Origin of the sequence: Veillonella sp. T14073-2 (assembly GCF_002959875.1) — a bacterium.
Taxonomy (GTDB): Bacteria; Bacillota; Negativicutes; order Veillonellales; family Veillonellaceae; genus Veillonella; species Veillonella infantium.
This window is the reverse complement of sequence record NZ_PPDC01000006.1, coordinates 689,036-714,570: the sequence shown is the minus strand read 5'-3', so window position 1 is coordinate 714,570 and position 25,535 is coordinate 689,036. Positions and strand designations below refer to the sequence as shown.

Sequence of the window (25,535 nt, the reverse complement as noted above, 5' to 3'; positions counted from 1 at the left end):
GATATATATTATTATAAGGGAGTACAGCTTGTTTTACATTATACTAATTCTTTGGTTGCTCTTAGATCAATGGACTAAATATTACATTATGAATCATTTTATGTTAGGTGAGTCTTTAGTGGTTATACCCAATGTATTTCATTTAACATATATTATTAATCGCGGTGCAGCATTTGGTATGCTTGCTAATCAGCGATGGTTTTTCTTACTGGTAGCAGTTATTTTGCTAGGCGCATGTGCATATTATTGGAAGCGCTTATCAAAAGGTCCTTGGACTTTACAAATTGGATCTGCTTTATTAGTGTCTGGTGCTATTGGTAATGGTATTGACCGTTATATGATTCATGGTGTAGTGGATTTCTTTGATTTTCGTATATGGCCTATTTTTAATGTGGCTGATATTGGTATTTGTGTAGGTGTAGCATTAGTTGTATATTATTTGTTTACATTAAAAGAAGACAATTAGTAATAATAGATAATACTTAACCAATAGAGAGGTAGATAATGAAGGAATATATTGTTAGTTCTGAACAAGAAGGTACGAGACTAGACGTTTTTTTAACGGAACAGATGGAAGGGTCTCGAAGCTATATTCAAAGCTTAATTAAAGGCGGTCACGTTACCGTTGGTGGAAAAGTAGGAAAGGCAAACCTTCGTCTTACCCCTAACATGGTTATTCATGTAGAGATTCCTGAACCTGAATCCGTAGAGGTAAAACCAGAGGATATTCCTTTAGATGTATTGTATGAAGATCATGATATTATCATTGTGAATAAACAACGAGGTATGGTTGTTCATCCTGCGGTGGGCAATTATTCGGGTACACTTGTTAATGCATTGCTATATCATTGTAAGGATTTGTCTGGTATTAATGGTGAGATTAGACCTGGTATTGTTCACCGTTTAGATAAGGATACATCTGGTGTTATGATGGCTGCTAAAAATGATGCAGCTCATATAGGTTTAGCTGAACAGGTAAAGGAGCATTCTGCTAAACGGACATATTTAGCATTAGTACAAGGTAATATTGTAGAAGAAAAGGGTACTATTAAAGCTCCTATTGGAAGACATCCTAAGGATCGTATGAAAATGGCGGTTGTCTTTGAAAATAGTAAGGATGCAGTCACTCACTTTAATGTGGTTGAACGATTTGGCCATCAAACCTTGGTTGAATGTAATTTAGAGACTGGGCGCACACATCAAATTCGTGTACATTTTGCTCATATTGGACATCCTGTTGTTAATGATCCGTTCTATGGCTACCGTCGTATGGATTTTCCTATTGAAGGACAGGCATTGCACTCTAAATCTTTAGATGTAAAACATCCTATTACAGGTGAAAGTATGCATTTTGAGGCGCCTCTTCCGGATGACTTCGAAGCATGTATAGAGTTTGCTAAAACATATCGAGAAGATAAGCGAAAATAAGCGAAAAAAGAAAAGAAATCTAAAGAAACTAATCTTCTAACTATATTTGTAAAGGGGCATAGAGAACTCTGTGCTATAAGGGCGTATATATGGAAAAGAAACGCTTATTGATGGATCAAGATGCTATTATGCGCGCGATTCGTCGTATTAGTCACGAAATCCTAGAACGTAATAAAGGCTTATCTAATGCTCTTATTGTAGGCATTGAACGACGTGGTGTTATTTTGGCAAAACGTTTGCAGTCTGAAATTGAACGCATTGAAGGTATTCGTATTGAATGTGAATCACTCAATGTTGCTATGTATCGTGATGATCGTGATGCTCGCCAAAAAGAGGGGAAACCATGTACGATTGATACAACGGAGAAAACAATCATTCTCGTGGATGATGTACTTTACACAGGGCGTACTATTCGTGCAGCTTTAAATGCATTGATGACATCCGGTAGACCTAAATCTATTCAATTAGCAGTACTCGTGGACCGTGGTCACCGTGAATTGCCGATTCGCGCAGATTATGTGGGTAAAAATATTCCTACATCACATCTTGAAAGTGTACGGGTTGCCGTAGTAGACTTAGATGGTGAAGAAGGGGTTACAATACAGGAATAACCTGTATTGTAACCCCTTTTTTGCTTAAATTACAATTGTACTTTTTATTTGATATATTGCGGTGTATATGTATAGTCTGTATGCCCTATACGTTTATTTTCATTATGAAAACATAAGGCTTGTATATCTGTAGCTAGTGTATCTATATGATGCATAGATTTTCCAAGACTATTGAGCTGAGTAGGTGCTTTAGCCCATTTTTGAATGAGTGGAATGTCATGTTCAGTTCTCAGCCATTGACGTCCTCTGTCGTTAAAGGCTAGTAATCTGGCGTATTGAGGACCGTCTTGCATAGCGATATTTATCAAGTCTTTCGTAATGCCTAATGTAAGATAGGCACCCATGCGCTGTAAACGGGCGTAGGTGTAGCGTTTGGATTTTATTTGCTCAATGGCAGATTTCCATGAAGGCTGTTGTGCTGCTTTTAACCACAAGTGTTCAATACCTTCAGTAAAATCAACAAAACGCTCTAATTCATTGGCGGTCAGGCGGCGACTCAACATATGTATCATATTGTAATATCTATTGTAGTCGACATAGTCATCATTTGTGATTCTATGGGTCATATCATCTAGAATTGATGTTGGAATAGTACTTTGAAGCGTTGAACACATATCTAAGGGATTAGCCGTAGTGATGAGTTGACGCAATGCCGTACCAGATGGTAACTCTTGATTGAAATTGTAATTATGGTGATCCGATGTACGCTGAATAGGAATATATTCTAAGTTTGGATAATATTTTAATGCAGCACGAATATATTCAAGCCCTAATAAGGCATTAGGTGTGCTAAGTGATTCGGAGCCTAGCGCTTTACGGAAGGCTGTACCATAGGACATGCCTTCATTTAAATAATTGCGTAATTCATTTTGGGTGCTTTCACAATCCATACGCTTAGCCATATAGATGAGTTGATTTAAATCAGTTGTTTCAGAACCAAAGGACAGCATATCAATAGATAAAGATTTAATTAATTGAATGGCACCTGAAGCAAATAGTTGAGCACTACCTAACGAATAAAGCGTAGGAAGTTCGATAACGATATCTGTACCGCCTAGAATAGCCCAACGAGCGCGATCGAATTTTGAGAAAAGGGCTGGTTCGCCACGCTGTACAAAGGAGCCACTCATAATACAGATGCGCAATACATCAGGGTATTTTGTAGCTAATGTATGTAGTTGATGTGCATGACCATTGTGAAATGGATTGTATTCGCAAATAATACCGATGGTTTTCATAGTGACTCCTTTCATTAGTGTTAGTGTAACAAAGCATAGAAAGACTGTAAATAAATTTTGAACTTAAGAGGCCGTATAGTAAAGAAATAGACGTAAAAAATGTGTGTAAAACTAAAGTTTTTTGTAGATTTTATTTGTTGTATAGGCTATAATTAACTGTAAATGCTGAATTGATGTGAGGTATATGATGAAACAAAATTGGAAACGTACATTACAAGGGGCTCTGCTCGGTGCTGCGCTACTAGCAATGGCGGGATGTGGCTCTACAAATGTAATGGATACATATAGTTTTGGCCATCAAGTTATCCGTGCTGGTCAATCTGAAATTACCATTGCTTTGCCTTATGAAATGGGTAAAAGCACAAAAAATATGTCTGATGATGGGTATCCAATTGACATTTATGGATCTGTTACAGACCATATGGTGATTGAGGTTGAGGCTTTGCGGGCTGGTAAAAATAAACCTTTACCTACGGTAGATGAGTATATTAATCACAGTAAGTCTGAATTTGCTAAAGTAGGCGCGACCATCAAAGAAGAGTCCGTAGCATTAGAAGGCGCATCTGCTAAAAAACTTGATGTTACTGTTACATCACAAGGACAAATATTTAGAATTTCTCAATACGTATTCTTAGATCATGGCGTATTGTGGAATATAGTCTACCAATATCCTGAAAAGGATCAGGTAGGTGCTGATATCAGCAAAGAAATTCAAAACAAGATTCAAGTTACACAACAGAAAGAGGGTTAATCGATGAACGTATTAGTAGTTAACTGCGGTAGTTCTTCCTTGAAATATCAATTACTTGATATGACAACTGAAACAGAATTGGCAAAAGGTCTTTTTGAGAAGATTGGTGATCAAGATGCTATCTTCACACATAAACGTCCTAACGCAGATAAATTAGAACGCGTTGAACCAATTTTGAACCATAAAGAAGCTCTTCGCATTTTGCTTGATATTTTAGTTGATGCTGAATATGGTGTAATTAAGTCTATGGACGAAATCGACGCTGTTGGTCACCGTGTAGTACATGGCGGTGAAAAATTCGCTGACTCTGTATTGATCACTCCAGCTGTTATGGAAGCATTAGAAGAATGCTGCGCATTGGCTCCATTGCATAACCCACCAAACATTCAAGGTATCGAAGCTTGCCAAGCTATCATGCCTAACGTTCCACAGGTTGCTGTATTCGATACTGCATTCCACCAAACAATGCCTAAAGAAGCTTACATGTATGCGCTTCCTTACGAATACTATGAAGATTATGGCATCCGTCGTTACGGTTTCCATGGTACATCCCACAAATATGTTGCACAACGTTGCGCTGAATTGATGGGCAAACACATGTCTGATCTTCGCATCATCACATGTCACTTAGGTAATGGTTCTTCCGTATCCGCTATTAAAGGTGGTCGCTCCATCGATACAACAATGGGCTTCACTCCATTGTCTGGTTTGATCATGGGTACTCGTACTGGTGATATTGACCCAGCTATCGTTCCATTCTTGATGAACAAAACTGGCATGAACTACGATGAAGTAGACGCTATTATGAATAAAAAATCCGGTGTACTTGGTATTTCCGGTGTGTCCAATGACTTCCGTGTTATCGAAGAAGCAGCATCTAATGGTAACAAACGTGCTCAATTAGCATTGAACATGTTCCATTACAAAGTTCGCCGCGTAATTGGTGCATTCGCAGCAGTTATGGGTGGCGTTGATGCTATCGTATTCACAGCTGGTATCGGTGAAAACGGTATCGGTAACCGTGATGCAATCTGCAACGGTTTAGAATACTTGGGTACTCGCATTGACTCTGAACGCAACAACATCCGCGGTAAAGAACAAGAAATCAGTGCTGAAGGCTCCAAAGTTAAAATCTTCGTAATCCCTACAAACGAAGAAATCATGATTGCTCGCGATACTCAACGTATTACAGCATCCTTGAAAAAATAATATAGTTCGTATCTGAACTAGGTGACTAATAGAGTCATAAAACCCCGTCTATATCATAGATATAGGCGGGGTTTTTGTAGTTTTTATACTTAGAATACCTTATAATAGAATGTATAGTTATAAAGTAGTAGTTCTTTTAAAGGGGTAACACATGACAGTATTATATGAAGAAAAATCTCAGCGTGCTAAAAGTGCAGAGTGGCTAGTATTATGTTTTGTTATTCTATTATTATGTGGTGTTGGCTACACTACATATCGTAGTATTAACTTGCATACTATTTTAATAGCAGAATATTTTATTGAAATTATGGCTATCATCGTAATTGTTAAACAAGCTGTTAGTCGATATACCTATATTTTGACAGATACAAAGTTAGTAATTGAAGAATCTTCTATATTTAGAAAGCGCCATTTTGAGGTAGATTACGATATGATTGATGGCGTATTTAAGTTTGAACGTGAATTATTGACAAATATTAAATATCGATATAAATATAGAAAATGTTCAACTTCTGATCCGCGTCCTATTTGGTCTCTAGTATATGCGATTGTAAAGGGTGATAAGGTTCAAAATGGTCGCCTTTTATTGAAAGCAGATGATAAATTTTTTGACATCTTAGAGGAACATGTACCAGGTCGTATCCGTGTGCCTCAAGCGGACATTGTGTTTTATGCTGCAGTCCGTGCTGATGCGGTAAAACATGGCGAAGATGTACAAGAGTACTATAAAAAGTTAACAACACCTGAAAAGGATGGCCCTAATATTCTTGTTTAATTTACAGATATTTTCTAATTTATATTATCTAAATTAGTTGGAATGGTTTTATTTATAAAACGGTGAAATTAACTAAAATTTGTATACGATAAAGGAGTGCAAATGGCTGGATTATATTTGGCGAGCCAATCACCACGAAGAACTGAATTATTAACACAAGTTGGTATTGATCATATTGTTGTATCAAGTACCTATGAAGAGGCTAATAAGGGTTATGATGATCCTATTGAAATGGTGAAAGAACAAGCTTTAGGTAAGGCTCGTGCGGCTGTAGGCGTACCTGAAGGGAGCATCGTACTAGGTGCTGATACGATTGTCGTATTAGACAATCAAGTGCTAGGTAAACCTCATGATGAATCTGAGGCCCGTCATATGCTAGAGCGTTTATCAGGCCAAGTTCATTCTGTAATTACTGGTGTAGCCTTGCTTATTAAAGGTCAAGAAATAGTTTTTCATAATGAAACAAAGGTATATTTTAAAAAATTAGCTCCTTTTGAAATCGAATCCTATATTGCTAGTGGCGAACCTATGGATAAAGCTGGCGCCTATGGCATACAAGGTAAAGGTGCTTTATGGGTAGAGAAGATAGAAGGCTCTTATACCAATGTGGTAGGATTACCTGTTGAACATGTATACGATGAATTGTGTAAAGCATTAGGTGCTAAATAATACTATCATTTGATGGCGATAGTGCTATAATCGGCTGTGCTGTGCTGTGCTGTGCTGTGCTGTGCTGTGCTGTGCTGTGCTGTGCTGTGCTGTGCTGTGCTGTGCGCTATTGATATAGTAAGAGAGTAGATGTGTGTAGTTAGATTTACAAATGGTGTTATCTATTTGAATGGAGAGATTCTATGGAAGTACCAACAGTAAGTGTAAAAGACATGTTACCATTTCAGCGTCCCCGTGAAAAATTTCTTGCTTTAGGACCATCCCATATGGCGATGGAGGAATTGCTAGCTATTTTATTGCGTACTGGGGTGAAAGGTCAGTCTGCCATATCGCTAGCGAGTGATATTGTACAGTCCTATGATGATGGGGCGTACGGTCTTAATAGAATGACCGTTGAAGAGCTTATAAAAATTAAGGGAATTGGCACAGATAAAGCGGTAACTTTGTGTGCGGCTCTTGAGATGGGGCGACGATTAGGGGAACTAAAAATTAAGGAAACATACGAAGATTTTTCTCAACCTTTTGTCATTGCTCAATATGTAATGGAGCGCCTGCGACACGAAGAGGTGGAGCATGTATGGGCAGCTATGTTGACGTCTCGAAATAAGTTGATTCAGTTAGAACATATTTCGAATGGCGGTTTAGTATCTAGCCTCGTAGAGCAGCGAGCTGTTTTTAAGAAGGCCATAGCTTGTAATGCGGCAGCCATTATCTTAATACATAATCATCCATCTGGCGATAGCCGGCCTAGTGACGAAGATATTCGGCTTACCAAGTTATTTGTCAGTGCAGGTCAGTTTATGGGAATTCCAGTGTTAGATCATATTATCATTGGTGATAATGAATTCACAAGCCTTAGTGAAATAGGTAAACTTAGTTAGAGAATGCACATATTAATAGTAAAAGCACTCATAATAATGAGTTCACTCTTTCTGATTTGTTCAGTGAAGAGATGTATACATCATTATAGGAGTGCTTTTTCTATTCAATAGATAAAGTCGCATTATATGTGGTAAAATGGAATGATGATGTAATGAAGGAGATTTTACTATGAGTTCCATTTTACCTACTCTAGGAAAAGATGTAAGTATAGATATTGGTTCCATACAGACGCGCCTCATGGGGGGCACGCGAGGAACTGTTATAAGCGAACCATCTATTATAGCAACTGATACAAAACAAGAAAAAGTAGTAGCCGTTGGGGATGAAGCGGCACGTCTTGTATTGCGTATGCCCGATATGTGGCGCCCTTTGACACCATTAAAAGATGGATTTATTGTGGACTATCGAGTTATGCACACGATGCTTAACTATTTTCTGAATAAAGTGTCTAATGCATTGCGCCGCGCTCGAGTTCTTGTTGGTGTTCCCTGTGGGATGACCGACGTTGAGCAAAGAGCGATGATGGATGCCGTTATTCAGGCCGGAGCACGCGAAGTATTTCTTATCGAACGACCTGTCGCTGCAGCCATTGGTTGCGGTGCACCTATCTTTGAAGCTCGTGGATCTATGGTCATTGATATTGGTGGTGGCACTGTTGATATGGGCATTGTTTCATTGGGCGGCATTGTAGATAGTAAAACGATTCGCTTCGGTGGCTCAGATATCAATAATGCATTGCTACGCTATGTACGTGAGTGTTTTGGGGTTATCGTTTCTGAAGAAATTATAGAAGATATTAAACATACAGTAGGCACTGCTATGGCACCTTTAGAAGATGCCGAATATGCCTTTCAAGGCCGTGATATGATGAATGGTTTAGGCAGACGTTGTGTTATTCATCAGTCCGAGGTATATCAAGTTGTTAATGACTGTATTGCTGGCCTTTTAGATGAAGTGAAACAAATGATTCGTTCTGCTGAACCTGAGATTGTAGCAGATATTATGCAATATGGAATATATCTTACTGGTGGTACTGCGCAACTGTCGGGTTTGGCTGAGCGTATCGGGGGCGAGTTAGGTGTGCCTGTACATGTTCCGGATGCACCAGAGACAAAAGTCGTTGTGGGCCTTAACGGGGCTTCATCTGACTTGGTGAGCTTATCACGTTTTATTGTGAATTCTAAAAATAGAAAGGGCCAAGACTAATATGATACAGTCAGATAAAAAGTTAATTATCGTTGTTGTCATTAGCTGTATTCTATTAGCGTTGCTCGGATTTGCATGGAAACAACGAACTAGTATTCCTTTTGTTACTGTCACTCTTGAAGGTATTACAACGCCATTTGCTTATGGATCTGCCCGTTTGCTTGACGGTGTACAAACCGGTTTTACAGTACTCAATAATGCTATTTCTGCAACTATTGAAAGTGATGAGGCAGCATCTCGCAAGGCTGCATTAGAACAAAAGGTTGTTAACTATGATGAAGTAGTAGCAGAAAATATTCGACTTCGTCAATTGCTCAACTATAAGAGCAATCATCCGGAATTCTCCATGACTTTAGCAGGTATTATTACAAAGGATTACGGCACATGGACAAATACTTTCACTATCGATAAGGGTAGTGAAGAAGGGATGGCTGTCAATATGGCTGTCGTTGTACCAAGTGGGGTAGTTGGTTTTATTACCGATGTATACCCTCACTCTTCTCGAGTACAAACCATTCTTGACCCGCGTAGTGCAATCGGTGTTATTGTACAACGTCCTGAATCTCGCCTATCTGGTGTCGTAAAAGGTGATGGCGACTCACCTCGTACGCCATCAATGGTAAATATTGCTCGTGATGGTGATGTATTAGTAGGGGATAAATTAATCACCTCTGGGTATGGTGGTATCTACGCTAAAGGATTGCCTGTTGGTAATGTACAGTCCATCGAAAATGATACGGAAGGTTTTGTAAAGAATGCCGTAATTACACCAAGTGTGGACTTCTATCGTTTAGAAGAGGTGTTTGTCCTTACATCATCTTCCGTAAGTGCACCACAAAAACCAGGTCTTGAGCCTAAACTAGTACCTCAAACACAACGAGATCAAGTTGAAGGGGCAAAGGGGGCCGTTAAACCATGACGCGTCTAGCTTTAGTCCTCTGTGGATTCTTAATTTATTTTATACAGGCTCAATTATTGCCTGCTATTTTTCATACGAATTGGTTACCCAATTTAATCTTGACCATCATTGTTATGGTTACTCTTTTTAAAGGACGTCGTATGGGGATAATGGCCGCTGTTATAGGTGGTATCGTCCATGATGTATTGATATCTAATTTCTTTGGGCTCCATTTATTTCCTTACGTTCTTGTGGTTTACCTATTATCTGCAGTGAAACATCGACTCTATGAAGAACGTTGGTATTGGTCTAGTGCTATTGTAGCTATATGTACCTTGCTAGATGGTTTTATCCGTAGCCTTATGATCTTGGCTAGTGGTGGGGATTTGCATATTGGCTTATATATGTGGCATATGGTTATACCTGTACTGTTCTGGAACGGCGTATTGGCTGCTATCGTACATGGATTGTTGTGGCGTAAGGATGAACAACAAGATTATATTTGGTAATAATTTGGTAAGGGGGTGAAAGAGTGCTTGAAGGCCTCTATAAACGAAGAAAAACGAGTCGCTTTGATGTACTCTTTTACATTGTAGCGGGCATATTTATAGTATTGGCATTGCGTTTATTTATGCTACAAATCTTGGCTGGCGGTTATTATCAAGCTAAGGCGGAGGGTAACCGTCTACGCATGGTACCGATGACTGCAGCACGGGGCATTATGTATGATCGCAATGGTCAAATTCTTGTAGGCTCTAGACCTGCTTATACAATATCTATCATGCCTACAGGAAAGGCTTTAGATGATGGTGAAGTTGCTAAATTGGCAGCTTTATTAAAAATGAAGCCTGAAGATATTACAAAGAAGGTTAATGATCACAAGTATGGTTATGAGCCAATACGTATTGCTAATGATATTTCTATGGATGTAGTGACAACCATTGAAGAGCATCGTCATGAATTACCAGGGGTAACCATTGATGTTGAGCCACTTCGATACTATCCATATGAAACGATGGCTTCTCAATTATTTGGTTATGTTGGTGAAGTGAGTGAAGAGGAATTAGAAGAGCTAAAACAGCAAGACCCTAATACACTGGTAAGTGGTGGTACTATTTTAGGTCGTTCTGGTCTCGAAAAATTATATGATTCTATCTTACGTGGTACCGATGGTGGTAAACAAGTTGAGGTAGATGCTACAGGTCGTCCTGTGGCTGAAGTAGATAGAAAACATACAGTGCCAGGTGCTAATATTCATCTAACCATCGATGTGAATTTACAAAAGGCCGCTGAAGAAGCTGTTAAGAATCAGCTCGATCAATTGCGTGCGCAAGGTATTCCAGCACAAGGGGCAGCAGTGGTGGCCATGGACCCTAATACAGGGGCTATTTTAGCTATGGTCAGTGCGCCTGAATTTAATCCAAACTGGTTTTCTAAAGGGATTACAACTGCTCAATGGAATCAGCTGAATAATGATAAAAATCATCCTTTTGATAATAAGGTTATTTCTGGTGAATATCCACCAGGGTCACCATTTAAGATTATTACCGGTACAGCAGCGTTAGATCTTAAAAAGGTTACTCCTGAAGAGATGATCTTTGACAGTGGTAAGCACTGGTTGATCGATAAGCGAAATGCAGAAGGTGAAGCCTTAGGATGGCTTAACTTTAATAGAGCGCTTGCTAAGTCAGATAACGTTTACTTCTATGAAATGGGTAATCGCGTTGGTATAGAAAATCTCGATAAATATGCTGCTTATTTTGGCATTGGCGAAAAGACTGGTATTAATTTACCAGGTGAGGCGTCTGGCATTATGGCAAGCCCTGAGTATAAACGAAAAGTATATGATGAAGATTGGTACTTAGGTGAAACCTTCGATGCTGCTATTGGTCAATCTTTTACCTTAGTTACGCCATTGCAAATGGCTGTTTTGCTCAGCGAAGTAGCTAATGGTGGCATTAAATATAAACCTTATGTGGTAAGCCGTATTGATAATAAAGATGGCACTCCGAAAGAGATTTTCGGTCCTGATAAATTAGGTATTCTACCAGTTCCAAAAAATATTATGGACCTTATTCGAGAAGGTTTGCGTGATGTTACAAACGAAGGTGGTACAGCAGGGGACTTATTTAAAGGCTTCCCAATTAATGTAGCTGGTAAGACTGGTACTGCAGAAAATGCACATGGCCGAGATCATGGCTGGTTTGTAGCCTATGCACCATATGATAAGCCACAAATTGTTGTGGTTGCACTTGTTGAACAAGGTAGCTTTGGTGCGGGCTCTGCAGGTCCAATCGTACGTGATGTGCTAGCCGCATATTTCAATGTACCATTAAATAAAAAAACGAATGACACAAATACTAAAAGTAATAAAGATTCTGCAACTGTAGGGAATACGTCTAATGGGCAGAAACCTCAGAATGCAGTAACAAGTGGGCAACCAAGAAAGGATTAGTATGGGCGAAATCATTGGTGTTGTATCCGGCAAGGGTGGCGTAGGTAAAACGACTGTCACTGCATGCTTGGGTGCAGCCTTAAGTCATGCAGGGCACCGCGTATTGCTCTGTGATGGGGACTTTGGATTGCGCGATTTGGATCTCGTGTTAGGCGTGGCAGATGAAATTATCTATGATGCACTTGATGCGAGTGAAGATAAAGAATATACAGATGATGCTATTGTATCAATTGCAGAAAATCTAGATTTCTTACCGGCTAGTCAAAGTGCACGTTGGGAAGATATAGGTCGAAAGAAGTATAAGAAATTAGTTCGTCGGCTTTGTGATGTATATGATTATATTTTGATTGATGCACCAGCAGGGATTGGTAAGGGCATTGAGTCAATTTTAGATCTTGTCAGTCGTTGTATCGTTGTGACACATCCATTGTGGGTATCCTTGCGCAATGGGGCGCGTATGATTCAAGTGTGTCAAGAACATAATATTCGCGACTTTGCTATTGCCTTTAATGCAGTTCCTGTAGATCGTGAAGACTTAGATTTATATGATATGTTGGAAGTCCTTCGCGCCGAGTATGTAGGGGCTATGATTCCTTATGATGAAGATATCCTAACATATACACAAGATGGTCATTTGTTAGACCTTGCTTCTCATGAGTTTCGTAATGTATTAGCACCTCTTGTAGACTATGTTGTAACAGGTGATTGTTGGGAAGATTATGATGTACAAAAACAATTTGATGCCTATGTAACTAAGAAAAAAGCGGCTAAAGAAGAAGCATGTACACCGACTCTTGCTTCAGCTGGTGAGTCTATCTTTGGGGATTCAAATACTGTTTTGTATATTAATCGCGGTGGATGGACTACTCAGCGTTTATTAGTGCAAGGTAAGCAAAGTTTATGGCGCCGTCGTAAATTGAAATAGGTGATATGATGTGGCGGAAACTATGGAATGATAGCGACTGGGCTATTATCATATGTACTTTTCTACTAGTTTGCATTGGCTTAGCAGCTATTGGCAGTGCAACTCATGTTAATCAAGAGCCTATTGGATTTGGTAGTTTAGTAGTAAAGCAACTTATATTTTTCCTTGCTAATGCAGCTGTTGTGATAGGCATGCAATTCCTTAACTATCATCGATTAAAGGATTGGGGCAATATCATTTATGGCATTACTCTTTTGATGTTAATTGCTGTTATGGCTGTTGGTACATCTGCATTGGGTGCTCAACGGTGGATTCAATTGGGTCCTATTACCATTCAGCCATCAGAATTTTCTAAATTATTGATGATTATCTGTATGGCCAAAATGCTAGAGCCCCGTATTGGCAAGTTAGATACATTTAAGTCTTTAATAATGCCTGTATTATATGTTGGGGTGCCTATTGCGCTTGTATTCTTACAACCTGACTTAGGTACATCTCTTGTGTACATTGCCATTTTTGTGGGGATGCTATTTATCTCTGGCATTAAAATAAGACTCATAAAAATCATTGCGGGCACTGGTTTATTATTGATGCCTTTAGGCTGGTTTGTACTGAAAGAATACCAAAAACAACGTATTCTCGTATTTTTAAATCCAGATATTGATCCGTTTGGATCTGGTTATCATATTATTCAATCTAAGATTGCCATTGGTTCTGGTTTGATTTTTGGTAAGGGACTCTTCAATGGTACTCAAAGTCAGTTGAACTTCTTACCAGAAAACCATACGGATTTTATTTTCTCAGTTATTGGTGAAGAATTTGGCTTTGTAGGTTGTATCATAGTATTGTTATTGCTCTTTATGCTTATTTATCGCAGCATTAAAGTGGCGTATATGTGTAATGATAATTTTGGTATGTTATTAGCTACAGGTATTGCTACCATGTTTACCTTTGAGGTACTCGTAAACGTAGGTATGACAATTGGTATTATGCCTGTTACTGGTATTCCATTGCCATTCCTTAGTTATGGTGTTAGTGCATTGACTACGAATATGTTAAGTATCGGTATTTTGTTAAATATCGCAATGCAACGGACGAAATATATTTTTTAAATAACCTATGTATATAGGATTGATTGTGAAAGAAGTCTTTCAGAAAAGACGGAGGATGTATGATTCAATTAGATACGTCATGGTTACAACATGTCCAAAAGCCTGCTCGTTATACGGGCGGCGAATATAACAGTATCGTAAAAGATCACAGTACTGTTGATGTAACAATGGCATTAGCTTTTCCAGATGTATACGAGGTGGCCATGAGCCATTTGGGTATCAAAATTTTATATGGTCTTGTAAACCGTCGTGATGATGCAGCAGCGGAACGTGTGTTTGCACCTTGGCACGATATGGAAGAGGAGATGCGCAAGCGCAACATTCCTTTATTTTCTTTGGAAACTCGTACGCCTATTAAAGACTTTGATGTACTAGCCTTTACGCTTCAATATGAGATGAGCTTTACTAATATCTTGAATATGCTCGATTTGGCTGGCATTCCTATGTACGCTAAAGATCGTGATATGGATTTCCCGTTACTCGTATGTGGTGGTCCATGTGCATTTAATGTAGAGCCTATTGCAGATTTCTTTGATATTGTATCTCTCGGTGAATCCGAAGAATGGGGTGATGAATTTATCGACCTCTATAAAGCTGAAAAAGCAAAAGGTTTCCCAGGTGGTAAAGAGGCGTTTTTGCGTAAAGTAGCTCAAATTCCTGGTACCTATTGTCCTGCATTATATGATGTGGAATATACAGATCAAGGTGATTTTAAATCTATTACACCTCGCTTTGAAGATGTACCGGCAGCTGTAGAGAAACGCATCGTAGAAGATGTAGAAAATGTGTTCTACCCTACAAAACCTGTAGTACCATTCTTGGATATCGTGCATGACCGGGCAGTACTAGAACTATTCCGGGGCTGTACACGAGGCTGTCGTTTCTGTCAGGCTGGTATGTTATACCGTCCTGTTCGTGAAAAGACACCAGAACGTTTGCTTCAAATTGCTAAGGACACGATTGCTAACACTGGGTATAATGAAATCTCTTTGATGAGCTTAAGCTCTGCGGACTATTCTAAATTGCCTGAGCTCGTAGACATGCTCATGGAAGAGTTCAAAGACAAACAAGTGAGCGTAAGCTTGCCATCCTTGCGTATCGATAGTTTCTCCATCGATATTGCGAAAAAAGTGCAACAAGTGCGTAAGAGTGGTCTTACTTTTGCTCCTGAAGCAGGTACACAGCGCATGCGCGATGTTATCAACAAAGGTGTTAGCGAAGAAGACTTATTGGCAGCGTGTACAAATGCCTTTAAATCTGGGTGGAATACAGTTAAGCTGTACTTTATGATGGGCCTTCCTACTGAAACTGATGAAGACCTAGCAGGTATTGCTAATTTGGCGTATAAGGTGCTTGATTTGCATCGTGATATTACAGGTAAACGCAATGGTTCTGTCACTGTCAGCGTATCCTTCTTCGTACCGAAAACACATTCTCCATACCAATGGTATGGTCAACAAGATGTAGAGGAAATTCATCGTAAACAACGTTACTTGAAGTCTCTCATCAATAATCGCAATATTTCCTATCATTACCATGATGGCTATACTGGCTACATGGAGGCTGCCTTTGCTCGTGGGGACCGTAGATTATCTAAGGTTCTCGTAAAAGCCTGGGAAGCAGGTTGTAAATTCGATGGCTGGACTGAGTTCTTCAACTATGAAACTTGGTTGAAAGCCTTCGCAGACTGTGGTTTGGATCCTGCATATTATGCACGCCGTACACGTGACTTTGATGAGCCATTACCTTGGGATCATCTAGACTGCACGGTAAGTAAAGCGTTCTTAAAACGTGAGTGGGAACAAGCGGTAGAAGCAAATCTTACAGGCGATTGCCGTCGTGCTCCATGTAAGGGCTGTAATGTATGTCCAGAGCTTGATACAGCTATTATTGACTATAAGGAGGGTGGCAGAGTTGAAAAAGTTACGTTTGGCCTTAAATAAAGGCGAAGAGTTGAGATTCTTGTCGCACCTTGATTATGCACAAGCTGTAGAGCGTATGATTCGCCGCGCCGGAATTAAAATGGCTTATTCCGAAGGCTTTAATCCACATATGAAAATTAGCTTCTCCTCCGCACTTGCGTTAGGCGTAACGGCAGCAGCTGAATATATCGATATGGATGTACTAGAAGAAGATTCTTTAGAGTCCATCATGGAGCGCTTAAACCGCGTAGCACCTCCAGGTCTTGAGGTGCTAGGTGGCAAAGAAATGCCTGAAAAGGTGAAAAAGATGATGGCTATTTGTAACTTTGCTATTTACGAAGTTACAGGTCCTGTAACGGATGAAAATGCTGATTGGGATGCATTGCTAAAACCTTTCAATGAAGCATCGGAAATTTCTTATGAAAAGGTAACGCCTAAGAAAACTCGCACCATCGATGTGAAAGAATTTGTAAAAGAACCTATCGTAGCATCTGTTAAGGATGGTATGGTAACCCTTACTATGGGCATCGGCATTTATCCGCAAGGTACAATCAAACCTAGCGAAGTGTGGAATCTTGGTAAAGATAAATATAACTGGCCTATTACGACGGGCTATGAAATTCACCGTAAAGCCATTATGGTGGAAAACGATGAAGGCCGTTACACTCCATTGGAAATTAATTACTAGTACTTTTTACATAAATCTTAAGCATTTATATAAGCTTTAGTGATTTAAAAGACCTATATATTTTGAATTGAACGAAGGGAGGGATAGGATGCATAAAATTTTGGTCAATGTTATGCGCGAAGAAATCCGCATGGCTGTTATCGACGAAGAAGGGCAGTTAGTAGACTTTGTCTTAGAACGTACTGATGAGTCTCATATGGCAAATCACATGTTCAAGGGGACTGTTAAGAACGTACTTAACGGTATGCAAGCGGCTTTTGTCGATATTGGAGGCTCTCAAAATGCGTATTTGAACCTTCAACAGGGGAAAGAACAGAAAATCTTGCCACGCCTATCTGTGGGACAGCAAATTCTCGTACAAGTGGTAAAAGAGGAAATGCTAGGTAAAGGAGCTCGCGTTACAGCTGATGTGAGTTTGGCAGGACGCTTTATGGTGCTTTTACCATATTCTGAAGGTATGCATATTTCTAAGAAAATTACTGATGAAGCAGTACGTGCTAAATTACAAGAATTAGCAGCGCCTTATGTACAGGAAGGCTGTGGATTTATTATTCGTACCGCAGCCGCTAAGGCTAGTGCTGACGAAATCGGTCGTGATATGGAATATCTATGGCGTACATGGCAACATGTGTTAAAACGATTTAAGGTGGCTAAGAGTGGTACTGATCTCTATAGTGATGCGGACTTCTGGTTCCGCCTTGTACGTGACTATGCGCATCGAAATGTAGCGGAAATCATCGTCGATTCCGATATGGGCGAATCCCGATTGATGGACCTCTTAGGTCATGGCCCTACATCACAGCAAATTAAAGTGACACGCCATCGAGACAGCACACCTATCTTTAAAGCCAATCACATTGAACCTCAATTAGAAGATCTTATCTCTCGTGATATCAATCTTCCTTCTGGCGGCTCTATCCGCATTGATCATACGGAGGCACTTACCGTATTCGATGTGAACTCTGCTCATTATACGGGTAAATCCAATAAGCTAGAAGATTTAGCTTTTACCGTTAATAAAGAGGCGGCTAAAGAAATTTGTCGTCAATTGCGATTGCGCGATATTGGTGGTATTATCGTCGTCGATTTTATCGATATGAAGGATAAGTCCCATCAACAAGAGTTGTTAAAATTGTTGAGCGCACAAGCCAAGTTAGACAAGATGAAAACTGTGGTATGTGGTATTAGTTCGCTGGGGCTCGTGGAAATGACCCGTAAGCGTGCACGCCAAGGCTTGCAGACCTTGATGTTTGATACCTGCCCTCAATGTGGAGGGACTGGCTATATGTTGTCAGGTAGAACTGTATATATGCAGATCGTTCGACGAATCCGTGAATTATTTAAATCGGGGCGTATTAAATCTAATTTAGAGATTGAAGTTCATCCAGAGGTAGCTCAATATTTGACAAAGGCCGTTCTTGAAGACCTAGGCGAGTCTATGGGCCGGAAGATTTCTATTGTGGTAAATCCACAAATTAGTCGTGAAGGCTATTCTCTGATGGCTGTAGCAGAATAAAGTAAGTAGTTTGTTTATAGAGGAATATTGTGTCAGTATTTGAAATTGTATTAATTAGTATTGGTCTTGCTATGGATGCCTTTGGTGTCTCTATCGGTAAAGGTTTATCCATGCCCGTTGGTGAGAATGGACGAAAAGTGACCTTAGCGTTTTTATTTGGTTTGTTTCAGTTTCTCATGCCCGTTATAGGCTGGCTTATAGGCCGTCAGTTTATTGATGTCATATCTGAATGGGATCATTGGATTATCTTTGGTCTGCTCGGCTATTTAGGTGTTGCTATGATCAGAGAGGGGCTGAGCGATGAAACTGATGAAGACGATGATAAACAGTTTTTAGGCGTTTGGGAAATGATGATGCTCTCCGTAGCCACTAGTCTTGATGCAATGGCTGTAGGGCTTACCTTTGCGTTCATGCCCATCAATGTGTGGGAAGCATCTACCATGATTGGAGTTATTACCTTCGGTATTTCTTTAATTGGTGTATACTTAGGTAAATTTATGGGCCAGTTTGTTGGGAAATATGCAGACATACTAGGTGGGGGTGTATTGATTCTCATCGGTACAAAAATACTTTTACAACACCTCGGTATTATCGGAGAATTTTAGAGGTTTGTATATATATGAAAGTATTAGAAACTGAGCTGTTTATGTTGAATTTAGTTTGACATGGATAGGTAAATAGGATATACTATATCAGTATTAGTTCGGTTTACTGAACTTTGCAATCCGCGTGAAGCAGGTTTAAACGCCCGACCGAAGTTCGGGTCGGGATACCGAATTCAGCGAGTTCGATAACAAGGAGGTGTTCTCATGTACGCAATTATTAAAACTGGTGGTAAACAATATCGCGTTGCTGAAGGCGATGTAATTACTATCGAAAAATTGGAAGCAGCTGCTAACGAGTCCGTTACATTCGAAGAAGTTTTGACTGTAGTGAATGACGGCGACGTTAAAGTTGGCGCTCCTCTTGTAAACGGTGCAAAAGTTACAGGTACAGTTCTTGAGCATGGTAAAGGTAAAAAAATCTTAGTATTCAAATACAAAGCTAAATCCAACTACCGTCGTCGTCAAGGCCATCGTCAACCGTTCACAAAAGTTCGTATTGAATCTATCCAAGCTTAATTATGGTTTCCATTGGAATCCAGCGGAATAGTGATGGTCAAGTAATTGGTTGTCATATGTCCGGTCATGCAGGATATGATGAGCATGGCTTCGATATCGTATGTGCTGCAGTGTCTGCCTTATCGGCAACGGCAATGTTAGGACTTACCCAAATTGCTCAGCAAGAAGGGGAATATACGAATAGCGAAGGTCAATGTGATATGGTTCTCTCTGGTACGATTAACCAGAGTGGACAGGATATTCTGGGGACTATGATCCTTGGTTTAAAGGAAATTAGCCGTCAATATCCAGAGTTTGTCCAAATACACGAAATATAGGAGGTGAACTTAATGTTTACTTTTGATTTGCAATTGTTCGCACATAAAAAAGGTGTGTCCAGTACTCGTAACGGTCGTGATAGTGAATCTAAACGTCTTGGTGTTAAATGCCATGATGGTTCCATCGTAAAGAGCGGTAACATCATCGTTCGTCAACGTGGTACTCACTTCCACCCTGGTACTAACGTAGGTATCGGTAAAGATGACACTTTATTCGCACTTGTGCCTGGTAAAGTAGCATTTGAACGTGCTGGTCGTTACAACCGTAAAGTTAGCGTATACCCTGTAGAAGCTTAATTTTACAAAGACTATTAATCCCTAGTGGTTTTCCACTAGGGATTTTTTGTTTTCTGTAGTATGTGTCTAATAGATATATTATAATTAAGCTTAGCATTATCATATTGGTAATGATAAAATAATTAGAATCATTATGCTTAAGAATACTAAATAACTAGCAACAGTGAGTCGATATTTTGCTATTAATATACATATGACGAGATAGGGGGCTTTATGGCGCTGCTAGAATTATCAAATATATCTTATATTGTAAAAGACAAATCTATTATCAGTGATGTATCTTTATCGGTAAATCAAGGCGATTATATTACTATTGTAGGTCCTTCTGGAAGTGGTAAAAGTACACTTTTAAAATTATGTAGTGATCTGATTAGTCCTACATCGGGAACTATTACTTATAATGATCGTCCCTTAACGGCTATAGATCCTGAATCTTATCGTAGAGAGGTGGGCTACTGCTTTCAAAGACCTTATTTGTTTGCGAAAACAGTACGTCGTAATATTCTATTTCCTTATGATATTCGCGGTTTAAAACCGGATATGAGTCGTATAGAATATCTCTTTGATCTACTACATATGCCACTAAATTATATGGAGCGCGGTAATGATGAGTTGTCTGGTGGTGAAATGCAACGAATATGCCTTATTCGGAGCCTTATTTTTGAGCCTAAAGTGTTGCTTTTAGACGAGGTTACGTCTGCCTTAGATGCGACGAATACATCTATTGTAGAAAATGTTATTGATGAGCTTCATAAAAAGGGGATCACCATTATCTCCATTACTCATAATGAAGAGCAAAGCTTGCGTACTGCAAATCGCCGCATCACTATCGTAGACGGTCAATTAGCTAAAGAGGAGGTACTGATATGAGTCAGTTTCAAACTATATCTACTATATCGTTGTGCCTTGCATCAGTGCTAGTTATTATTAGTATGATTATGTCTTATCGACAAGAATTGAAGCTAGAAAAGGATATTTTCATCAGTGCTATACGTGCTACAGTTCAACTATTAGTCATCGGGTTTATTTTATCCTATATTTTTAGTACGGAAAGTCCAATATTTATTATTGGCTTACTTGGATTTATGGCTTTTAATGCTGCTTATAACTCAGCTAAACGAGGGCAAGGGATTCCGCATGCGTTATGGATTTCCTGGTTTGCTATCACCATTGGTGCATGGATAACCTTATCTATTTTATTGGTAACTGGCGTGCTTAGTTTTACTGCGTACCAATTGATTCCTGTTGGTGGTATGGTCATTAGTGGTGCTATGGTAGCCATTGGGCTTTGTTATCGTCAAATGCTATCAAATTTTGAATTGCGTAAACAAGAGGTGGAGATTAAATTAGCTTTAGGTAGTACACCTAAACAAGCTTCGAAAGCGATAGTCCGTGACGTTATAAAGACGGGTCTACAACCTACTGTAGATAGTGCTAAGACCTTAGGTATCGTAGCTCTTCCGGGGATGATGACAGGCCTTATATTAGCGGGCATGCCACCTTTAGAAGCGGTGAAATATCAAATGATCGTTACATTTATGTCGTTATCCACTATATCGATTGCTTGTTTTATTACGTGTCAGTTGTCTTATAGGACATTTTTTAATACTAGAAATCAATTATATAAGTAATTTCTATTGAAATCTTAATAGTAAATAAGGAATTAATTTAGTTACATACATTTTAGTCATATTCGATATAGATAATCGATATAGATTAGAATAACCCATGAAATAAAGGTTGCTTCCTCATAGGAGGAGGGAACCTTTTGTTGTGTATTAAATTCCTATGTTTTTTAGTAGGAATAGTGGTATACTTAGTACAGTATCAGTGAAATACCAGAAGACTGGTTGTCATATACTTTCATATACCTAAAGAGGGGTGGCGTTGCCACTAGAAAGATTTGAGGTAAGTACTATGTATGATGTAAAATCTCCAAAGGCGGAGGAATTTATTTCCCATCAGGAAATCCTTGACACCCTTGCCTATGCAGAGGAAAACAAGGAAAATCGGGAGTTGTTAGATGCTATTTTAGCAAAAGCTGCTACATTTAAGGGGTTGAACCATAGAGAAGCAGCTGTTCTATTAGAATGTCCGTTGCCTGAATATAAGGAAAAGCTTTATGCGTTAGCTAAAGAAATCAAGAAAGCTATTTATGGGGATCGTATCGTTCTATTTGCACCATTATATTTGTCTAACTATTGTATTAATGGTTGTGTATACTGTCCGTACCATTCTAAAAATCGCGATATTAAACGTAAAAAGTTGACTCAAGACCAAATTAGAGAAGAGGTTATTGCCTTAGAAGCAATGGGGCATAAGCGCATTGTTATTGAGTCTGGTGAAGATCCTCTTAATAATCCTCTTGAATATATTTTGGAATCTATCAAGACTATTTACGGTATTAAAAATAAAAATGGCGAAATTCGCCGTGTAAACGTAAATATTGCAGCTTGTTCCGTTGAGGATTACAAGAAATTACATGAAGCTGGTATTGGTACATATACATTATTCCAAGAAACGTACAATAAAGAAAACTACGAAGCACTTCATCCAACAGGCCCTAAGAGCGACTACGCCTACCATACAGAGGCGATGGACCGTGCTATGCAAGGTGGCATTGATGATGTTGGTATCGGTGTTCTTTATGGCTTAGAACATTATAAATATGATTTTGTAGGTTTGTTGATGCATGCAGAGCATTTAGAGGCTGTATTTGGTGTAGGTCCACATACTATTTCTGTACCTCGTATTTGTCCAGCTGATGATATCGATGTAGATGATTTCAGTAATGCTGTACCTGATGATATATTTGAGAAAATCGTTGCTCTTATTCGTGTATCCACACCGTATACAGGTATGATTATGTCTACCCGTGAAAGTCAATCCATGCGTGAACGCGGTTTGGCATTAGGTATCTCCCAAATTAGTGGTGGCTCTCGTACTAGCGTAGGTGGTTACAAAGAAGAAGAGAAACCAGAGGATAATTCGGCTCAATTTGATCGCAGTGACACACGTACATTAGATGAAATCGTAGATTGGTTACTAGATCTTGGATATGTGCCTAGTTTCTGTACTGCATGCTATCGAGCAGGTAGAACAGGGGACAGATTTATGGCCCTCGCTAAATCCGGCCAAATCCATAACTGTTGCCAACCTAATGCATTGATGACATTAAACGAATACATCATGGATTATGGTGACGAAAAAACTAAAGCTCATGGCGCTAAGGTTATTGAACAACAGTTAGAAAATATCAAAAATGATTTAGTTAAAGATAAAGCTAAAGCTTATATTGCACAGATGAAAGACGGCGAACGAGACTTCCGGTTCTAAGTAATTCACTGATCGAGAACCTCCTATTGATAATGGGAGGTTCTTTTTTGTTGAGAAAAACACAAAGTTTAAATGAGAATAAAGTATATAAAATAGTTTATTTTATTCACTTTTTGATGTATAATAAATAAAAATGATAATGATAATACGTTGAAGTTTTATACTAATATTGATTATAAACTACTGAGGGATATGATGATTAAGAAAAAACGTTGGCGCATTTCCACAAGCGACAAAGAACAAGAGAATATCTTAATCCGTGAACTTGGTGTGAATCCTATTGTGGCCAAATTAATGGTTAATCGCCACATAGATGTTGATGAAGGGCGTCGATTTTTACAAGGCTCTTTGTCTAATTTGTTAGATCCATTTGCATTAAAAGATATGGATGTAGCTGTTTCGCTAGTTCAGGAGACAATTGAAAAACATAAACCAATCGTTATTTATGGTGATTATGATGTAGATGGTATTACTGCAACATCTGTTCTATATCGCTTTTTAAAGAAACTAGGTGCTGATGTTACCTATTACATACCAGAGCGTCAAAGCGAAGGGTATGGCCTCAATTTAGAGGCTTTAGAGCATCTTATAGAGCAGGGAACAGCTCTAGTAATTACCGTAGATTGTGGTATTAGCTCTTACGATATTGTAGAGGCTGTACGAGATCGTATCGATATGATTATTACGGATCATCATACGGCACCAGATATGATTCCACGAGCAAAGGCTGTTATTAACCACAAGCAAAAGGACTGTCACTACAAGGATAAGAACTTATCCGGTGTTGGTGTGGCTTTTAAATTATGCCAAGCATTGTGGCTTACAAAGACTGGTGAATGGTATTTAGATGATCTAGATATCGTTGCCTTAGGCACTGTGGCAGACGTTGTGCCGTTAGTCGGTGAGAACCGCATCATTGTAAAAGCAGGCCTTGAAAAGATGAATAGTCATCCAAATCTAGGAATTAAAAAGCTAATCGATGTAGCAGGTCTCCATGAACGGACTATAACATCTGGACATATTGGTTTCACCTTAGCCCCACGGCTAAATGCAGCAGGTCGTGTAACTCATGCAACACGTGCTGTTGAGTTGCTAGTTACTGATAATGCTGACATGGCTGAAGCGATTGCTGAAGAATTAAATGAAACAAATCGTGAGCGTCAAGAACTAGAGCGGAATATTCACGAACTAGCTCGTATCGATGTGGCTAATCAAGGTCATAAAGCTGACTATGTAACCGTTGTAGCCGGTGATGAGTGGCATTCTGGTGTTATCGGTATCGTTGCTTCTCGTCTCGTAGAGGAGTTCTACAAACCAACCTTAGTCATTAGTATTCATGATGGTATTGGCAAAGGCTCCTGCCGTAGTATCGATGGTTTTAATATCTACGATGCACTGAAGTCTTGCGAAGATGTATTATTACAATTCGGTGGCCATGCTGCAGCAGCAGGCTTCAGTATTGATGCAAATCGTATAGATGAATTGCGAGACCGTTTGACTGCGTATTGTAAGGATCATGTAACAGCAGAGGAATACATTCCTGTTGTTGCTATTGATGCGGAACTACCTGTTGATGATATCGATGTTGATATTATTGATCGCGTATCAGCCCTTGAGCCATATGGTATGGCCAATAGTACGCCGGTCTTTGCCGTTATGGAAGCAACTGTACAAGATATAATGCTAATGGGACAATTGAAAAATCATTGCAAGGTGATTTTAGAAACCTCTAGTGGCACATTGGATGCCATTGCTTGGAATCGTCCCGATTTATTTAAAACTATATTCATTGGAACTGTGGTGAAAGTAGCATTTTCATTGCAAAAGAATGAATGGCAAGGGATGGTTTCTCCACAGCTTATGATCCAAGCTATTGAACCGCTCACTGAAGAGCCGATTACGCTTTCCACGGAAGGTCTTAGACAAATGTATGTCATAGTAAAACAAGCTATGCGTGGTCGTAGTCAATCGGTTTATAATGTGGAACAAGAAATTTTGCGCCGTAAGCCGGCAGATCAAAATAATCGCAGTGCCCTTACATCCTTAGATGTATTTAAGGAGTTGGGCATCATAGAAGAATATACCAGTGATGATGGTCAATTAATGCTAAGATGGAATGCCATTGAAGGAAAATTAGATCTTGTCACGTCCGTAACATTTCTTACCTATAGTGTATAGG

Annotated in this window: 26 protein-coding genes; 25 read left to right on the top strand and 1 reads right to left on the bottom strand. The window is 39.3% G+C overall.

Features of this window, described 5'->3' with window-relative positions; genetic code table 11:
• Positions 1-28: 28 nt before the first annotated feature.
• The 3 genes from lspA (at position 29) to pyrR (ending at position 2,039) form a co-directional block, all read left to right on the top strand.
• A complete protein-coding gene (gene lspA / locus VCHSUH04_RS06910; RefSeq protein WP_105085910.1) occupies positions 29-466 on the top strand; it encodes a signal peptidase II in 438 nt (145 codons plus the stop codon).
• Positions 467-504: 38 nt separating this feature from the next.
• Positions 505-1,428, top strand: coding sequence for an RluA family pseudouridine synthase (locus VCHSUH04_RS06905; protein ID WP_105085909.1), 924 nt, complete (start codon positions 505-507; stop codon positions 1,426-1,428).
• Between the two features lie 89 nt (positions 1,429-1,517).
• Positions 1,518-2,039, top strand: coding sequence for a bifunctional pyr operon transcriptional regulator/uracil phosphoribosyltransferase PyrR (pyrR, locus tag VCHSUH04_RS06900; RefSeq protein ID WP_105085908.1), 522 nt, complete (start codon positions 1,518-1,520; stop codon positions 2,037-2,039).
• 44 nt (positions 2,040-2,083) lie between these two features.
• On the opposite strand, the gene VCHSUH04_RS06895 is transcribed toward pyrR, so the two are convergent.
• Positions 2,084-3,277 (bottom strand): nucleotidyltransferase family protein, encoded by a 1,194-nt coding sequence (locus VCHSUH04_RS06895; RefSeq protein ID WP_105085907.1) that lies wholly within the window; start codon positions 3,275-3,277, stop codon positions 2,084-2,086.
• Between the two features lie 187 nt (positions 3,278-3,464).
• On the opposite strand from VCHSUH04_RS06895, the gene VCHSUH04_RS06890 reads away from it, so the two are divergent.
• From VCHSUH04_RS06890 to recJ, 22 genes are all read left to right on the top strand, one after another.
• Positions 3,465-4,028, top strand: a complete 564-nt coding sequence (locus VCHSUH04_RS06890) for a hypothetical protein (protein ID WP_105085906.1) — start codon at positions 3,465-3,467, stop codon at positions 4,026-4,028.
• 3 nt (positions 4,029-4,031) lie between these two features.
• A complete protein-coding gene (locus VCHSUH04_RS06885; RefSeq protein WP_105085905.1) occupies positions 4,032-5,237 on the top strand; it encodes an acetate/propionate family kinase in 1,206 nt (401 codons plus the stop codon).
• Positions 5,238-5,388: 151 nt separating this feature from the next.
• A complete protein-coding gene (locus tag VCHSUH04_RS06880; RefSeq protein ID WP_105085904.1) occupies positions 5,389-6,012 on the top strand; it encodes a hypothetical protein in 624 nt (207 codons plus the stop codon).
• 102 nt (positions 6,013-6,114) lie between these two features.
• On the top strand, positions 6,115-6,681 hold the full coding sequence (locus VCHSUH04_RS06875; RefSeq protein ID WP_105085903.1) for a nucleoside triphosphate pyrophosphatase: 567 nt from the start codon (positions 6,115-6,117) through the stop codon (positions 6,679-6,681).
• A 182-nt stretch (positions 6,682-6,863) separates the two neighbouring features.
• On the top strand, positions 6,864-7,562 hold the full coding sequence (gene radC, locus VCHSUH04_RS06865; protein ID WP_105085902.1) for a DNA repair protein RadC: 699 nt from the start codon (positions 6,864-6,866) through the stop codon (positions 7,560-7,562).
• Between the two features lie 169 nt (positions 7,563-7,731).
• A complete protein-coding gene (locus tag VCHSUH04_RS06860) occupies positions 7,732-8,769 on the top strand; it encodes a rod shape-determining protein (protein ID WP_060923982.1) in 1,038 nt (345 codons plus the stop codon).
• Position 8,770: 1 nt separating this feature from the next.
• Positions 8,771-9,688: a rod shape-determining protein MreC gene (gene mreC / locus VCHSUH04_RS06855; protein WP_105085901.1), complete on the top strand. Its 918-nt coding sequence runs from the start codon at positions 8,771-8,773 to the stop codon at positions 9,686-9,688.
• On the top strand, positions 9,685-10,176 hold the full coding sequence (gene mreD, locus VCHSUH04_RS06850; protein WP_105085900.1) for a rod shape-determining protein MreD: 492 nt from the start codon (positions 9,685-9,687) through the stop codon (positions 10,174-10,176). The genes mreC and mreD overlap by 4 nt, the downstream gene beginning before the upstream one ends.
• 23 nt (positions 10,177-10,199) lie before the next feature.
• Entirely contained in the window at positions 10,200-12,122 is a 1,923-nt protein-coding gene (gene mrdA / locus VCHSUH04_RS06845; RefSeq protein WP_105085899.1) for a penicillin-binding protein 2, read from the top strand.
• 1 nt (position 12,123) lies between these two features.
• Positions 12,124-13,047, top strand: a complete 924-nt coding sequence (locus VCHSUH04_RS06840) for a P-loop NTPase (RefSeq protein ID WP_105085898.1) — start codon at positions 12,124-12,126, stop codon at positions 13,045-13,047.
• 8 nt (positions 13,048-13,055) lie between these two features.
• Positions 13,056-14,159: a rod shape-determining protein RodA gene (gene rodA / locus VCHSUH04_RS06835; protein ID WP_105085897.1), complete on the top strand. Its 1,104-nt coding sequence runs from the start codon at positions 13,056-13,058 to the stop codon at positions 14,157-14,159.
• Between the two features lie 59 nt (positions 14,160-14,218).
• Positions 14,219-16,102 (top strand): TIGR03960 family B12-binding radical SAM protein, encoded by a 1,884-nt coding sequence (locus VCHSUH04_RS06830; protein ID WP_105085896.1) that lies wholly within the window; start codon positions 14,219-14,221, stop codon positions 16,100-16,102.
• Positions 16,074-16,769, top strand: a complete 696-nt coding sequence (locus VCHSUH04_RS06825) for a TIGR03936 family radical SAM-associated protein (protein WP_105085895.1) — start codon at positions 16,074-16,076, stop codon at positions 16,767-16,769. The genes VCHSUH04_RS06830 and VCHSUH04_RS06825 overlap by 29 nt, the downstream gene beginning before the upstream one ends.
• Before the next feature lie 88 nt (positions 16,770-16,857).
• A complete protein-coding gene (locus tag VCHSUH04_RS06820; protein ID WP_105085894.1) occupies positions 16,858-18,285 on the top strand; it encodes an Rne/Rng family ribonuclease in 1,428 nt (475 codons plus the stop codon).
• Between the two features lie 29 nt (positions 18,286-18,314).
• Positions 18,315-18,890: a manganese efflux pump MntP family protein gene (locus VCHSUH04_RS06815; protein WP_105085893.1), complete on the top strand. Its 576-nt coding sequence runs from the start codon at positions 18,315-18,317 to the stop codon at positions 18,888-18,890.
• A gap of 204 nt (positions 18,891-19,094) precedes the next feature.
• Positions 19,095-19,406: a 50S ribosomal protein L21 gene (gene rplU / locus VCHSUH04_RS06810; protein WP_004698652.1), complete on the top strand. Its 312-nt coding sequence runs from the start codon at positions 19,095-19,097 to the stop codon at positions 19,404-19,406.
• 2 nt (positions 19,407-19,408) lie between these two features.
• The gene (locus VCHSUH04_RS06805; protein WP_105085892.1) at positions 19,409-19,723 is read left to right on the top strand and encodes a ribosomal-processing cysteine protease Prp; all 315 of its coding nucleotides are present in this window, start codon (positions 19,409-19,411) and stop codon (positions 19,721-19,723) included.
• A 12-nt stretch (positions 19,724-19,735) separates the two neighbouring features.
• Positions 19,736-20,020 (top strand): 50S ribosomal protein L27, encoded by a 285-nt coding sequence (gene rpmA, locus VCHSUH04_RS06800; protein WP_004696430.1) that lies wholly within the window; start codon positions 19,736-19,738, stop codon positions 20,018-20,020.
• Between the two features lie 213 nt (positions 20,021-20,233).
• Positions 20,234-20,890, top strand: a complete 657-nt coding sequence (locus VCHSUH04_RS06795; RefSeq protein ID WP_105085891.1) for an ATP-binding cassette domain-containing protein — start codon at positions 20,234-20,236, stop codon at positions 20,888-20,890.
• On the top strand, positions 20,887-21,651 hold the full coding sequence (gene fetB / locus VCHSUH04_RS06790; RefSeq protein WP_105085890.1) for an iron export ABC transporter permease subunit FetB: 765 nt from the start codon (positions 20,887-20,889) through the stop codon (positions 21,649-21,651). The genes VCHSUH04_RS06795 and fetB overlap by 4 nt, the downstream gene beginning before the upstream one ends.
• 286 nt (positions 21,652-21,937) lie before the next feature.
• Entirely contained in the window at positions 21,938-23,356 is a 1,419-nt protein-coding gene (gene hydG, locus VCHSUH04_RS06785) for a [FeFe] hydrogenase H-cluster radical SAM maturase HydG (protein WP_060923969.1), read from the top strand.
• 195 nt (positions 23,357-23,551) lie between these two features.
• Positions 23,552-25,534, top strand: coding sequence for a single-stranded-DNA-specific exonuclease RecJ (gene recJ, locus VCHSUH04_RS06780; protein WP_105085889.1), 1,983 nt, complete (start codon positions 23,552-23,554; stop codon positions 25,532-25,534).
• Position 25,535: the final 1 nt, after the last annotated feature.